This window comes from Ectopseudomonas chengduensis (assembly GCF_900102635.1).
GTDB lineage: Bacteria > Pseudomonadota > Gammaproteobacteria > Pseudomonadales > Pseudomonadaceae > Aquipseudomonas > Aquipseudomonas chengduensis.
The window spans coordinates 121,996-134,623 of sequence record NZ_FMZQ01000013.1 but is presented as its reverse complement, the minus strand read 5'-3'; the positions used below and the strand labels follow the sequence as shown (position 1 = coordinate 134,623).

Sequence of the window (12,628 nt, the reverse complement as noted above, 5' to 3'; positions counted from 1 at the left end):
TCGATTGGGGTCCGTATCAGTCGCGCACTATCAGGCGCGGGGCGAGTTCCTTGAGCGCGCGGCGGTAGACCTCGCGTTTGAATGTGACCACCTGACCCAGCGGGTACCAGTAACTGACCCAGCGCCAGCCATCGAATTCGGGCTTGCCGGTCAGGTCCATGCGCACACGGTCTTCAGCCCCCGTCAGGCGCAGCAGAAACCACTTCTGCTTCTGCCCGATGCACAGCGGCTGACTGTGCGTGCGCACCAGACGCTGCGGCAAACGATAACGCAACCAGCCGCGGGTGCAGGCGAGGATCTTCACATCCTGCTCTTCGAGCCCGACCTCTTCATTCAGTTCACGGTAAAGCGCATCGATCGGCGATTCACGATCATTGATGCCACCCTGGGGAAACTGCCACGCATCCTGGTTGATACGCCTGGCCCAGAGCACCTGGCCGACATCATTGGTCAGGATGATGCCGACATTCGGGCGGAAACCATCAGAATCGATCACGGCAAGCAACCTCGTACACGCAAGTTCCGGCATTGTTCCACAAAGCCGGCGACAGCAGCAACGCGGGTTTAGGCGCTGTTTGAAAGCCCTGGCAAAGCGGCTATTCTGGCGCGCCTTCCCTTTCTACAGAACAGGTAACGAACCGTGCGCTTGGCCCTTTTCGATCTCGACAACACCCTGCTGGCTGGCGACAGCGATCACAGCTGGGGCGAATTCGTCTGCCAGCGCGGCCTGGTCGACGCGGCCGAGTACCTGGCGCGCAACGATGCCTTCTATGCCGATTACTGCGCCGGCAAGCTGGATGTGGTGGCTTATCAGAATTTCAGCCAGGCCATGTTCGGCCGCCACGACATGGCGCAACTGGCGCAGTGGCACCGCGAGTTCATGGCCGAGGTGATCGAGCCGATCATCCTGGCCAAGGGCGAGGCACTGCTGGCCGAACATCGTGCCGCTGGCGACAAGCTGGTGATCATCACCGCCACCAACCGCTTCGTCACCGCGCCCATCGCCGAGCGCCTGGGTGTGGAGACGTTGATCGCCACCGAATGCGGTATGCAGGACGGCCGCTATACCGGGCAGATCACCGGCACGCCGTGCTACCAGGGCGGCAAAGTGACCCGCTTGAACGAATGGCTGGCAGAAACGGGGTACAACCTCGATGGCGCCTACTTCTACAGCGACTCGTGCAATGACCTGCCGCTGCTGGAGGCCGTGGCCAACCCGGTGGCGGTCGACCCGGACGAGGTGCTGCGCGCCACCGCCACCGAACGCGGCTGGCCGGTGATTTCGCTGCGCTGAGTGTGCGATGTCACCGGGGTGGCGTAGGAGCGGCTTCAGCCGCGAAACCTTTCATAGCGGCAATCGCGGCTGAAGCGGAATGCCGCCCAGCCGCTCCTACAGGCGAAAAGCAGGCGCAGCCGGTAAAACGTAGGGCGGTCTCGCGAGCGAAGCGAGCAGCCCGCCGATCTGCTTAGACCGGCTTGGCGCCCATCAGCGCCATGATGGCGATCAGCAGTACCAGAATCAGCCCGGCATAGATCAGGCACAGACGCTTCAGCGAAGTCGACGCCGGTGCATCACCCAGGGCACGCCAGACCGCCAGACGACCGGCCAGCAGCAAACCGAGCAGCATCATCAGCGCATAGAGAATGCTGCCCAGCAGCAGCCAGGTCTGTCCCAGCGGCCAGCCGGCGGTGTCCACCAGCCAGTAGCCGGTAACCGGCAGGCTCAGCGCCAGCACGGCGAATGCCGGGAAGCTGAACAGCAGGGTCACGCGCAGCTTGCGCGCCAGCACCGTCGCATCTCCACCGCGCTGCGCCTTGAACAGCATGACGCCATGGGCGATCAGGCCGAGCAGCAGCAACACGCCCGGGGCGCTGTGGAGAATACGGACCAGCAGATAGTGTTCCATCAGGGGCTTCCTTGGTTATCAGGCGATTACGTAGGGCGGGTGTAACCCGCCCTACGGTTCGAAGGCAGCTTTCAACCCAGAAACAGGCGATAAGCCGGGTTGTCGCTTTCATCCCAGTAGGGATAACCGATGGCATCCAGCGCCGTCGGCACCAGATGGCGTTCATCTTCAGGCACCTGCAGCGCCGCCAGTACGCGGCCATCGGCAGCACCGTGATTGCGGTAATGGAACATCGAGATATTCCAGCGCCCGCCCAGTTTCTGCAGGAAGTTGAACAGCGCGCCCGGCCGCTCGGGGAATTCGAAGCGCAGCACCATCTCGTTACCGACACCAGCGGCATGACCACCGACCATATGGCGGATATGCAATTTGGCCAGTTCGTTATCGGTCAGGTCCAGCACCGGGAAGCCCTGCGCACGCAGGCCCTCGACCAACGCCTGGCGCGGGTCATTCTCCGGATGGGTCTGCACGCCGACGAAGATGTGCGCTTCGCGGTCAGTGTGATAGCGATAGTTGAACTCGGTGATCTGGCGCTTGCCCACCGCCTCGCAGAAGGCCTTGAAGCTACCCGGCTGTTCGGGGATGGTCACGGCGATGATCGCTTCGCGCTTCTCGCCCAGCTCGGCGCGCTCAGCAACGTGGCGCAGGCGGTCGAAGTTGACGTTGGCGCCGGAATCGATACCCACCAGCACTTCGCCGTTGGCGCCCTGACGCTCGACGTACTTCTTGATCCCGGCCACGGCCAGCGCGCCGGCCGGCTCGGTGATCGAACGGGTATCGTCGTAGATGTCCTTGATTGCCGCACAGATTTCGTCGGTGCTGACGGTGATCACTTCATCGACGTGATCCTTGCAGATATCGAAGGTGTGCTGGCCGATCTGCGCCACTGCCACGCCGTCGGCGAACAGCCCGACCATCGGTAGCACCACGCGCTCGCCCGCCGCCATCGCCTGCTGCAGGCAGTTGGAGTCGTCTGGCTCGACGCCGATCACCTTGATTTCCGGGCGCAGGTATTTCACGTACGCGGCGATGCCGGCGATCAGGCCACCGCCACCGACCGGCACGAAGATGGCATCGATATGCCCCTGGTGCTGACGCAGCACTTCCATGGCCACGGTGCCCTGGCCGGCGATCACCAGTGGGTCGTCGTAGGGGTGGATATAGGTGTAGCCCTTCTCTTCCACCAGCTTCAGCGAATGCGCCAGCGCCTCGGGGAAGGCGTCGCCGTGCAGCACCACCTTGCCGCCCCGCGAGCGCACGCCCTGCACCTTCAGCTCAGGCGTGGTACGCGGCATGACGATGGTCGCCTTCACCCCCAGATGCTTGGCCGCCAGGGCCAGGCCCTGGGCGTGGTTGCCGGCCGAGGCGGTGACCACGCCGCGCGCCAGCTCTTCGGCCGAGAGTTGCGCCAGCTTGTTGTAGGCGCCGCGAATCTTGAACGAGTACACCGGCTGCAGATCCTCGCGCTTGAGCAGAATCTGGCTGCCCAGCCGCTCACTGAGCTGGCGGGCGGGTTGCAGCGGGGTTTCCACCGCGACGTCATAAACGCGCGAGGTGAGGATCTTCTTCACGTACTGTTCGAGCATGGTGATTTCGCAGGCGTTCGGGCTTTGAGAGGACTGCCGAGTCTACCCCAGCGCCGCGCCGGACGACCATACGAAACGCGTGGGTTCTGCTCCGTCAGCACAGCACTTGCGGCTATAATTCGCGCCTACTTCCCCCACCTTCCCAGGCATTTCCCCGCGATGAACCAGGATCAGCTGAAACAGGCCGTGGCCCAGGCCGCCGTCGACCACATTCTCCCGCGCCTCGACAGCAAGAGCATCGTTGGCGTCGGCACCGGCTCCACCGCCAACTTCTTCATCGACGCACTGGCCAAGCACAAGATGGACTTCGATGGCGCCGTCGCCAGCTCCGAAGCCACCGCAGCACGCCTGAAGGGCCATGGCATACCGGTCTACGACCTCAACAGCACCGCCGAGCTGGAGTTCTACGTCGACGGCGCCGACGAGAGCGACGAACGCCTGCACCTGATCAAGGGCGGCGGCGCCGCACTGACCCGCGAGAAGATCGTCGCCGCCGTGGCCAAGACCTTCATCTGCATCGCCGACGCCAGCAAGCTGGTACCGGTGCTGGGCGCCTTCCCGCTGCCGGTGGAAGTCATTCCGATGGCGCGCAGTCATGTGGCGCGCGAGCTGGTGAAACTGGGCGGCGACCCGGTGTACCGCGAAGGCGTGCTGACCGACAACGGCAACGTCATTCTCGACGTGCACAACCTGTCGATCACCGACCCGGTGAAGCTGGAGGCGGATATAAACGCCATCGTCGGCGTGGTTACCAACGGCCTGTTCGCCGCCCGCCCGGCCGACCTGCTGCTGCTCGGCACCGCCGAAGGCGTGAAAACGCTCAAGCGTTGAATCTGTGACCGGCACATCTTGTGGGAGGCGCTTCAGCGGCGATTGTCGCGGCTGAAGCCCCTCCCACAGAGTCCGTTGTTCCAACCACTCTGGTTTGCACAGTAGGTAGCCCGGATGCAATCCGGGGTAGATTCAGCGGAATTTCCCGGATTACATCCGGGCCACGGAGCCTGCCAATGCGCCGCCTACTCGAGCAGGCGGCGCAGTTCCTCGCTGATCGGCACGGGTTGAAAGGCACTGACCCGCGCCCGCCCGGTGTTGCCGATGGGCACCCAGATGCGCGAGAACAGCAGCGCCGCCAGGATTCGCGGAATCTGTCCCAGCACCTCGCGTAGATCACCCAACTGCCAGCCTGCCTGCAACATCAGCCAGTGCGAACGCGCATGCAGCCACGGGCGACGCTGGGTAAGAATGTGCGCCCGCTCCAGCCAGACCAACGCTTCGGCGCCGCGGCGAGCACGCAGTTCTTGTTGCGCCTGAGCGAAAGCCTCGTCGATGGCGACTTGTAGTTTCATGTTCATATCGTCCTCCTTCATTTGCGCAACAAGCGCAGGCCGTTGAACACCACCATCAGGCTCACGCCCATATCGGCGAACACGGCCATCCACATGGTCGCCTCGCCCACCAGGGTCAGGGCCAGGAAGATCGCCTTGATGCCCAGGGCCAGGACGATGTTCTGTACCAGGATGGCGTGGGTCTGCCGCGACAGGCGAACGAAGGCCGGAATCTTGCGCAAATCGTCGTCCATCAGCGCGACATCTGCCGTCTCGATGGCCGTGTCGGTGCCGGCGGCGCCCATGGCAAAGCCGATCTCGGCCTTGGCCAGGGCTGGCGCATCGTTGATGCCGTCGCCGACCATGCCGACCACCCTGCCCTGTGCCTGACGCGCCTCGACCCAGGCCAGCTTGTCGGCTGGCAACAGGTCGCCACGTGCCTCGTCGACACCGACCTGTTCGGCGATGGCCGCGGCGGTATGGGCGTTGTCACCGCTGAGCATGCAGGTGCGCACACCCAGCTCATGCAGCTCGGCGACTGCCTCGCGGCTGGTCTGGCGCACCGTGTCAGCGACAGCGAAGAGCATCAGCGCGCGCTGTTCGTCGCACAGCACCACCACGCTCTTGCCCTGGCGTTCCAGTGCCTCGAGGCGCTGCTCCAGTTGCGCCGAGCACAGCCCGAGGTCTTCGACCAGGCGGTGGTTACCCATAAAGAGAAGCGTGCCATCGATCCGACCTTTGCTACCCCGCCCGGGCAGTGCCTCGAAATCCTCGACATCGTGCAACGCCTGCCCCTGCGCTTCGGCACGCTGGGCCAACGCCCTGGAAACCGGGTGATCCGAGCGCGCGGCCAGGCTCGCCGCCCAGGTGGCGTGCAGCGGTTCATCCACTTCCAGCAAGTGCAGGCTGTCGGTCTGCACCGGCTTGCCATGGGTCAGCGTGCCGGTCTTGTCCAGCGCCAGCAGGGCCAGATGCCGCCCGTTCTCCAGATAGACGCCGCCCTTGATCAGGATGCCCTTGCGTGCGGCGGCCGCCAGGCCGCTGACGATGGTCACCGGCGTGGAAATCACCAGCGCACAGGGGCAGGCCACCACCAGCAGGACCAGGGCGCGGTAGACCCAGTCGAGCCAGGCGCCGCCCATCAGCAGTGGCGGAAATACGGCGACCGCCAGAGCGAAGGCGAATACTGCCGGGGTGTAGATGCGCGAGAACCGGTCGACGAAGCGCTGAGTCGGCGCGCGCGAGCCCTGCGCCTCCTCCACCGCATGGATGATGCGCGCCAGGGTGGTGTCACGTGCTGCCGCGCTTACGCGGAACTCCAGCGAGCCCGCCTCGTTGATGGTGCCAGCGAACACGGCGTCGCCCACACGTTTTTCCACCGGCAGGCTTTCCCCGGTGATCGGCGCCTGATTGACCGTCGAGCTGCCGCCGACCACCTCACCATCGAGGCTGATGCGCTCACCGGGGCGCACACGCACCACCGCGCCCAGCCCGATATCCTGCACGTCGAGCTCCTGCCAACTGCCATCGGCCTGCTGCACGGTAGCGCGCGGCGGCGCCAGATCCATCAGCCCGCGTATGGCGTTACGTGCCCGATCCAGCGAGCGCGCCTCGATCAATTCGGCCAGGGTGAACAGCACCATGACCATCGCCGCTTCCGGCCACTGACCGATCAGCACCGCGCCGGTCACGGCGATGCTCATCAGGGCATTGATATTGAGGTTGCGGTTCTTCAGGGCGATCCAGCCCTTCTTGTAGGTGTTCAGCCCGCACATCAGGATGGCGGCAACGGCCAGCAGTGCCACCAGCCAGTCGGGGCCGAGCCCGGCGAAATGCACGATTTCCGAAGCGGTTGCCACCCCACCAGCCAGCGCCAGTGGCCACCACGGTTTTTTTGCCGGTGCAGCAGCCAGCTGCTGCGCAGTGCGATCATTTTCGACCTGCGGGGTGAACCCCAGCGCGCGGATGGCCGGCAGCACCTGCGCCAGCATTCCCTCGTCATGACTGACTGTGAGCACGCGCTGCAGCAGATTGAAATGCAGACCGGCCACGCCAGGCAGGCGACCCAGCGCGTCACGAATCAGGCGCTCTTCCGTGGGGCAATCCATCTGCTCGATGCGAATACGGGTATTGCACGCGCCCGTCAGCGCGGCGTCCGCTGGCTGCGGCACGGCCTCGTGTTTGTGTCCAGCGTGATCGTGGACATGCTCAGGGTGAGCAAGTGGCTGTTGGTGCGAGTGATCGCAGCAGCGGCTCATGGCAAATCTCCGTCAGGTATCTATTGCCGAGTACACACCCTGTAGTCACTATAGGGTCAAGCACCTACGGAGCGATCCCATGAAAATCGGAGAATTGGCGAAAAAGGCCGGCTGCCGGGTAGAGACCGTACGCTACTACGAACGCGAAGGTCTGCTGCCGGCGCCCGCACGCAGCGAGGGCAACTACCGCCTGTACGGGGCACAGCACCTGGAACGTCTGGTGTTCATCCGCAATTGCCGGACGCTGGACATGACCCTGGAAGAGATTCAACGACTGCTGGCCCTGCGCGACCTGCCCCAAGAGAGCTGCGCCGGCATCAACAGCCTGGTGGACGAACATATCGAGCATGTTCAGGCGCGCATCGACAGCCTGCAGGCGCTACGTGATCAACTCACCGAGTTGCGCGACCGTTGCAACGGCCCCAAGGAGGCGGAAGACTGCGGCATCCTGCGCCAGCTCAACGTCAGCGGCGGTGTGCAACCGCTACCGGACGATGGCCATACCCATGTCGGCAAGAGCCACTCACATTGATGAACTACGCTTGCTGAGCATCGCTGCGGCATACCGCCGAGCGCTCAGGGAGAAATGAACATGTCTGGAAAGTTCGAGCTGAAGAAGGCCAAAGACGGCCAGTTCCACTTCAACCTGCTGGCGACCAATGGCCAGGTCATCCTCAGCAGCGAGATGTACAAGGCCAAGGACTCGGCGCTTAACGGCATCGAATCGGTGAAAAAGAATTCACAACGCGAGGGCGCCTTCGAGACCAAGACCTCGAGCAACGACAAACACTACTTCCTGCTCCTGGCCACCAACGGCCAGGTGGTCGGGCAAAGCCAGATGTATGCCAGCGCCGCCAGTTGCAAGAGCGGCATCGAGTCGGTGCAAAAAAATGCACCGAGCGCGGTGATCGACGACCAGACGAGTTAGTCGCCCTGCTTCCTGAACACATAGAACAGGTTCGGCTCACTGATCAGGTACAGGTTGCCGTCGTCATCCGTCGCTATCCCCTCGGCCTGCGGCACGCTGCGCTGCAGGCCATGCTGGCCACGTAACAGCGACAATGTACTGATCGGCTTGCCGTCGGCATTGAGTTCGATTACCAGGCGCGACTCGTCCGACAGCGCCAACAGATGGCCGGTCGCGGCGTCGAAGTCCAGGCTGGAAAGGTCGCGCACGAACAACCGCGCATCGCGCTTCGGGTCGGTATTGACCTGCAGCACCAGTGGCTTGCTCTCGTCGACATGAGGGAAGCCCAGCACCTCGAAGATGCGCACCGGATCGCGCTCCTTGGCCACCAGCAGGCGCTGGTTCCGTGCGTCGTAGGCCAGGCCTTCGAAGCCCTTGTTGCCGTTGAGGCCGATACCCAGGGATAGCTGCTGGAAATCGGCGGCATCGATCACACGACTGTCATCGTCGATACGCACCTTGACCAGACGCTGCTCGCGCTCATCGGCGATCACGTAGACGCCAGGCGCGATGTATTCGATGGCTTCAGGGTCGCCGAAGCCTTCGAGATCGATGCTGCGCTTGAGCTCGCCCTGCAGGCTGATCTCGATCACCTTGGCCGGCTTGTTGGTGACGCTGAACAGGCTGCGGCGATCCGGATCGTAGGTCAGCGCCGACACATCGCTGATATCGGCAATGGGCTTGGCCTCGATCACCACGCGGTAGTCGCCCAGCCACAGCGACTGATCACGCCACTGCGCACCATGCTGCCACTCCTGCACGGAGAACCAGGCTCGCTCGAACAGCCGATACTGCTGGCCCAACACGGCGCCAAGCAACAAGACGAAGAACAGCAGATAGAGCCAGGGGTTTATGGAGAGCAAACGACGCATGATGAATTTCTCTGACTACCACAGAAAAGCCCGCCACGGGTTTGACGTGGCGGGCAGCGGTGAAATCGCGATCAGTTGATCAGCTCGACGCGATCGACATCGATCTCATGACTATTGAGGTCCTTGTCGACTTCACCGGTCAGGCGCACCTTGGCGGTTTCAGAGACTTTCTGGCCCGGCCAGTCTTCGTCGTCGATTTCGACCTGGATGGTGCCGGTGGCGTCCTTGAACTCGTAGAGCTCATCCTGCAGGCGCTTGACGATCTGGCCTTCCAGCACAACATGGGTGTCGTCAGCAGTTTCCAGTGCAGCAGCCACAGTAGTGACCTGCGGGGTGGCGCCAGGGCCGGTGTAACCAGTGGCGAAAGCAGCGGTGCTGAGCAGCGGCAGAACCATCAGAGCGAGAGCGGTACGTTTCATGGCGTGAACCTCGTTGTTCGTAAGTGACGGGGCCAGATTAGTGCCGCTAGCTGAAGCCAGACTGAATCGCGGCTTAAGCCAAACTGAATCCGCCACGCCACTCAACTGGCATCTGGCTGCGCCTTGCTGAAGACGTAAAAAAGATTGGGCTCGGCGACGATATAGATGTTGCCCTCTTCGTCCATGGTCACGCCCTCGGCCTGCTTGATGCCCTGTTCCAGACCGTTGAGACCGCCGGTAAGGCTGAGAAAGCTGACCGGGTGACCGCTGCGATCCAGCTCCAGCAGCATGCGCGACTCGTCGGACAGCACCAGTGCGTGGCCGGTACGCGCATCGATACTCAGCGAAGAAATATCGCGCATTCCCAGATTGCCGTAGTTGAAAGGCTGCATCACGCCAGCAGCACCATCCTCGCCAGGAAAAGGCAGGCTGAACAAGCCCATCGGGCTACGCTCCTTGCCCAGCATCAGGCTGCTGCTGCGTGCATCCCAGGCAACGGCTTCGAAGCCCTTGTTACCCGCTTCGGCAAAGCCCAGGTCGAAGCCGGGGAAATCGGCCGCATCCAGCTCCAGGTCGTCGTCATGCAGGATAAAGGTGGTGAGCTGACGTCGACGCTCATCGACGATGGCCATGCGCCCGTTGTCCATCATCTCCACCGCTTCCGGATCAGCGAAGCCCTTCAACTGAATACGCCGCAACACCTCACCCTCACGCGAGAGTTCCACCAGCAGGGGATTCTTGCCCGTGACGGTGAAGAGGGTGCCGGTTACCGGGTTGTAGGTCAGCCCCGAGGTTTCATCTTGTTCCAGACCCGACAACGCCTTGGCCTGAATGACCGCACGGTAGCCAGGCAGCCAGACGCTGGACAGGCGCTCGACCAACGGCGTACGCCCCTCCTGCCACCAGAGCAGGGCGCGATCATCCAAATGCTGGGTTTTTACGACCGTGATCACGGCCAGCACGGCTATGCCGGACAACCAGTAACGGGGGCGAGAAAAGCGGGAACGGAGGGAGGGCATCGGCGACGGCTCGGCTGCTTGATGGCGATCCGACATCCGATGTCTGGAGGAGTTCCGCCGCCTGAAAAGGCGGCGGTCAGAGCTTATAGCACGGTACTGGTGAAACTACTGTGACCGACCAACTCCAGCACCAACTCATCGCCCTTGCTCAGCGCACCAACACCGACCGGCGTGCCGGTGAGGATCACGTCACCCGGCTGCAGGGCGAAGTGCCCAGCCATGTGCTGGATCATGCTGACGATGGGATTGAGCATGTCGCGGCTGTTGCCGTCCTGGCGGGTTTCACCGTTGATCACCAGGCGAATGCCGATATCGGCCAGGTCCTCGATGGCATCGCCGGGCACGAAGGGCGCCAGCACGCAGGCGCCGTCGAAGCTCTTGGCGATTTCCCAGGGATAGCCCTTCTCCTTGAGCTTGGCCTGCACGTCGCGCAGGGTCAGATCCAGCGCCGGGGCGAAGCCGCTGATGGCGTCACGCACTTCCTCAGCATCCGGCTTCTTCGACAGCGGCTTGCCGATCAGCACGGCGATCTCCGCCTCGTAATGCACCGAGCCGCGATCCTCGGGGATGACAAAGCCACCCTCTAGCGGCACCACGCAGGAGCCGGGTTTGATGAACAGCAGCGGCTCGGTGGGCACCGGGTTGTTCAGTTCGGCGGCATGCTCGGCGTAGTTGCGGCCGATGCAGACGACCTTGCCGAGCGGGAAGTGGACGGTGGTACCGTCGACATACTGGTGCTGATAGCTCATCACCGACTCCTGTGTTGTTCGTATTGTGGGCATCGCGGCTTGTGGCCGGTGCCGTACCTTAACCGACACATGGCCGGATACGAAAACGCCCGCTGTCAGGCGGGCGTCTGCGATCAGGCAAAGATCTTGCCGGGGTTCATGATGCCGTTGGGATCGAACACCGCCTTGATCGCTTTCATGCAGGCGATTTCTTCTGGCGAACGGCTGTAGTGCAGGTAGTCGCGCTTGGTCATGCCCACGCCATGCTCGGCACTGATCGAGCCGTTGTATTTCTGCACGGTCTCGAACACCCACTGGTTGACTACCGCGCACTTGGCGAAGAACTCGTCCTTGGACAGGTTATCGGGCTTCAAGATATTCAGATGCAGGTTGCCGTCACCGATATGGCCGAACCACACCACCTCGAAATCCGGGTAGTTGGCTTCGACGATGGCATCGATGTCCTTGAGGAAGGCCGGCACCTGGCTGACCGTGACGGAGATGTCGTTCTTGTACGGCGTCCAGTGGCTGATGGTTTCGGAGATATATTCGCGCAGCTTCCACAGGTTCTGCAGCTGCTGTTCGCTCTGGCTCATCACGCCATCGACCACCCAGCCCTGCTCGACGCAATGCTCGAAGGTTTCCAGCGCCTGGTTGGCCACTTCCTCGGTGCTGGCTTCGAATTCCAGCAGCGCATAGAAGGGGCATTCGCTTTCGAACGGTGCGGGGACGTCGCCACGGCCGAGCACCTTGGCCAGCGCCTTGTCGGAAAAGAACTCGAACGCGGTCAGGTCGAGCTTGCTCTGGAAAGCGTGCAGCACCGGCATGATCGAGTCGAAATCAGCGGTGCCGAGCACCATCGCGGTGAGGTTCTTCGGCGCGCGATCCAGGCGCATGGTCGCTTCGACCACGAAGCCCAGGGTGCCTTCGGCGCCGATGAACAGCTGACGCAGGTCATAGCCAGTGGCGTTCTTGATCAGGTCCTTGTTCAGCTCCAGCAATTCGCCGGTGCCGGTCACGACCTTCAGGCCGGCCACCCAGTTGCGGGTCATGCCGTAGCGAATCACCTTGATCCCGCCGGCATTGGTGCCGATATTGCCGCCAATCTGGCTGGAGCCGCTGGAGGCGAAATCCACCGGGTAATACAGGCCTTTCTCTTCGGCGAACAGCTGCAACTGCTTGGTCACCACGCCCGGCTGGCACACCGCCGCGCGGTCGTATTCGTTGAACGAGAGAATCTGGTTCATGTAGTCGAACGCCACCACCACTTCGCCATTGGCCGCGACCGCAGCCGCCGACAAACCGGTTCGGCCACCGGACGGCACCAGGGCGACCTTGTGCGCATTGGCCCAACGCACGATGGCCTGCACCTGCTCGGTAGTCTTGGGGAAGACGATTGCAGAGGGCGCCGGGGCGAAATGCTTGGTCCAGTCCTTGCCATAGGCCTCGAGGGAATCGGCGTCGGTCAGTACCTTGCCGGGTTCAACCAGGGTCTTCAGCTCTTCGATCTGGGCAGGGGTGGTCATCTACGGAACTCTCAAAGGATT

At 62.9% G+C, this 12,628-nt stretch carries 14 protein-coding genes; 4 read left to right on the top strand and 10 right to left on the bottom strand.

The window, feature by feature from the left end:
* Window positions 1-16: 16 nt before the first annotated feature.
* Window positions 17-496 (bottom strand): RNA pyrophosphohydrolase, encoded by a 480-nt coding sequence (locus BLS08_RS19445; protein ID WP_074860405.1) that lies wholly within the window; start codon window positions 494-496, stop codon window positions 17-19.
* A gap of 144 nt (window positions 497-640) precedes the next feature.
* Between BLS08_RS19445 and BLS08_RS19440 the strand changes: the two genes are divergently transcribed.
* Entirely contained in the window at window positions 641-1,294 is a 654-nt protein-coding gene (locus tag BLS08_RS19440; protein ID WP_090337259.1) for a histidinol-phosphatase, read from the top strand.
* 172 nt (window positions 1,295-1,466) lie between these two features.
* Here BLS08_RS19440 and BLS08_RS19435 read toward each other — a convergent pair whose 3' ends face one another.
* Window positions 1,467-1,907 carry a DUF2269 family protein gene (locus BLS08_RS19435; RefSeq protein WP_090337257.1) on the bottom strand — a complete coding sequence of 147 codons (441 nt, stop codon included), beginning with the start codon at window positions 1,905-1,907 and terminating at the stop codon, window positions 1,467-1,469.
* Between the two features lie 71 nt (window positions 1,908-1,978).
* Entirely contained in the window at window positions 1,979-3,493 is a 1,515-nt protein-coding gene (ilvA, locus tag BLS08_RS19430; RefSeq protein WP_090337255.1) for a threonine ammonia-lyase, biosynthetic, read from the bottom strand.
* 159 nt (window positions 3,494-3,652) lie between these two features.
* Between ilvA and rpiA the strand changes: the two genes are divergently transcribed.
* Window positions 3,653-4,324: a ribose-5-phosphate isomerase RpiA gene (gene rpiA, locus BLS08_RS19425; protein ID WP_017675919.1), complete on the top strand. Its 672-nt coding sequence runs from the start codon at window positions 3,653-3,655 to the stop codon at window positions 4,322-4,324.
* A gap of 185 nt (window positions 4,325-4,509) precedes the next feature.
* Here the strand turns inward: rpiA and BLS08_RS19420 are convergent, their stop codons facing one another.
* Both BLS08_RS19420 and BLS08_RS19415 read right to left on the bottom strand, forming a co-directional pair.
* Complete coding sequence (locus tag BLS08_RS19420; protein WP_017675920.1) at window positions 4,510-4,845, bottom strand: DUF3703 domain-containing protein; 336 nt, start codon at window positions 4,843-4,845, stop codon at window positions 4,510-4,512.
* 11 nt (window positions 4,846-4,856) lie between these two features.
* Window positions 4,857-7,076, bottom strand: a complete 2,220-nt coding sequence (locus BLS08_RS19415; protein ID WP_090337253.1) for a heavy metal translocating P-type ATPase — start codon at window positions 7,074-7,076, stop codon at window positions 4,857-4,859.
* A gap of 79 nt (window positions 7,077-7,155) precedes the next feature.
* Here BLS08_RS19415 and cadR point away from each other — a divergent pair, with 79 nt between their 5' ends.
* A complete protein-coding gene (gene cadR / locus BLS08_RS19410; protein ID WP_090337252.1) occupies window positions 7,156-7,608 on the top strand; it encodes a Cd(II)/Pb(II)-responsive transcriptional regulator in 453 nt (150 codons plus the stop codon).
* 60 nt (window positions 7,609-7,668) lie between these two features.
* On the top strand, window positions 7,669-8,004 hold the full coding sequence (locus BLS08_RS19405) for a YegP family protein (RefSeq protein ID WP_090337250.1): 336 nt from the start codon (window positions 7,669-7,671) through the stop codon (window positions 8,002-8,004).
* Here BLS08_RS19405 and BLS08_RS19400 read toward each other — a convergent pair.
* The 5 genes from BLS08_RS19400 to BLS08_RS19380 all read right to left on the bottom strand — a co-directional run bounded on the left by BLS08_RS19400 (window position 8,001) and on the right by BLS08_RS19380 (window position 12,607).
* A complete protein-coding gene (locus BLS08_RS19400) occupies window positions 8,001-8,915 on the bottom strand; it encodes an SdiA-regulated domain-containing protein (RefSeq protein WP_090337249.1) in 915 nt (304 codons plus the stop codon). The two genes, BLS08_RS19405 and BLS08_RS19400, sit on opposite strands and share 4 nt — an antisense overlap.
* 71 nt (window positions 8,916-8,986) lie before the next feature.
* A complete protein-coding gene (locus BLS08_RS19395; protein WP_090337247.1) occupies window positions 8,987-9,334 on the bottom strand; it encodes a NirD/YgiW/YdeI family stress tolerance protein in 348 nt (115 codons plus the stop codon).
* Window positions 9,335-9,435: 101 nt separating this feature from the next.
* Window positions 9,436-10,353 (bottom strand): SdiA-regulated domain-containing protein, encoded by a 918-nt coding sequence (locus tag BLS08_RS19390; protein ID WP_090337325.1) that lies wholly within the window; start codon window positions 10,351-10,353, stop codon window positions 9,436-9,438.
* Window positions 10,354-10,436: 83 nt separating this feature from the next.
* Window positions 10,437-11,102, bottom strand: coding sequence for a fumarylacetoacetate hydrolase family protein (locus BLS08_RS19385; protein ID WP_090337245.1), 666 nt, complete (start codon window positions 11,100-11,102; stop codon window positions 10,437-10,439).
* Between the two features lie 113 nt (window positions 11,103-11,215).
* Window positions 11,216-12,607, bottom strand: a complete 1,392-nt coding sequence (locus tag BLS08_RS19380) for an FAD-binding oxidoreductase (RefSeq protein WP_003464118.1) — start codon at window positions 12,605-12,607, stop codon at window positions 11,216-11,218.
* Between the last annotated feature and the right edge of the window lie 21 nt (window positions 12,608-12,628).

Coding starts and splice junctions, on each gene's coding strand:
- BLS08_RS19435 (WP_090337257.1), bottom strand. CDS start 1,907: ATGGAACACTATCTGCTGGTCCGTATTCTCCACAGCGCCCCGGGCGTG.
- ilvA (WP_090337255.1), bottom strand. CDS start 3,493: ATGCTCGAACAGTACGTGAAGAAGATCCTCACCTCGCGCGTTTATGAC.
- rpiA (WP_017675919.1), top strand. CDS start 3,653: ATGAACCAGGATCAGCTGAAACAGGCCGTGGCCCAGGCCGCCGTCGAC.
- BLS08_RS19420 (WP_017675920.1), bottom strand. CDS start 4,845: ATGAACATGAAACTACAAGTCGCCATCGACGAGGCTTTCGCTCAGGCG.
- BLS08_RS19415 (WP_090337253.1), bottom strand. CDS start 7,076: ATGAGCCGCTGCTGCGATCACTCGCACCAACAGCCACTTGCTCACCCT.
- cadR (WP_090337252.1), top strand. CDS start 7,156: ATGAAAATCGGAGAATTGGCGAAAAAGGCCGGCTGCCGGGTAGAGACC.
- BLS08_RS19405 (WP_090337250.1), top strand. CDS start 7,669: ATGTCTGGAAAGTTCGAGCTGAAGAAGGCCAAAGACGGCCAGTTCCAC.
- BLS08_RS19400 (WP_090337249.1), bottom strand. CDS start 8,915: ATGCGTCGTTTGCTCTCCATAAACCCCTGGCTCTATCTGCTGTTCTTC.
- BLS08_RS19395 (WP_090337247.1), bottom strand. CDS start 9,334: ATGAAACGTACCGCTCTCGCTCTGATGGTTCTGCCGCTGCTCAGCACC.
- BLS08_RS19390 (WP_090337325.1), bottom strand. CDS start 10,353: ATGCCCTCCCTCCGTTCCCGCTTTTCTCGCCCCCGTTACTGGTTGTCC.
- BLS08_RS19385 (WP_090337245.1), bottom strand. CDS start 11,102: ATGAGCTATCAGCACCAGTATGTCGACGGTACCACCGTCCACTTCCCG.
- BLS08_RS19380 (WP_003464118.1), bottom strand. CDS start 12,607: ATGACCACCCCTGCCCAGATCGAAGAGCTGAAGACCCTGGTTGAACCC.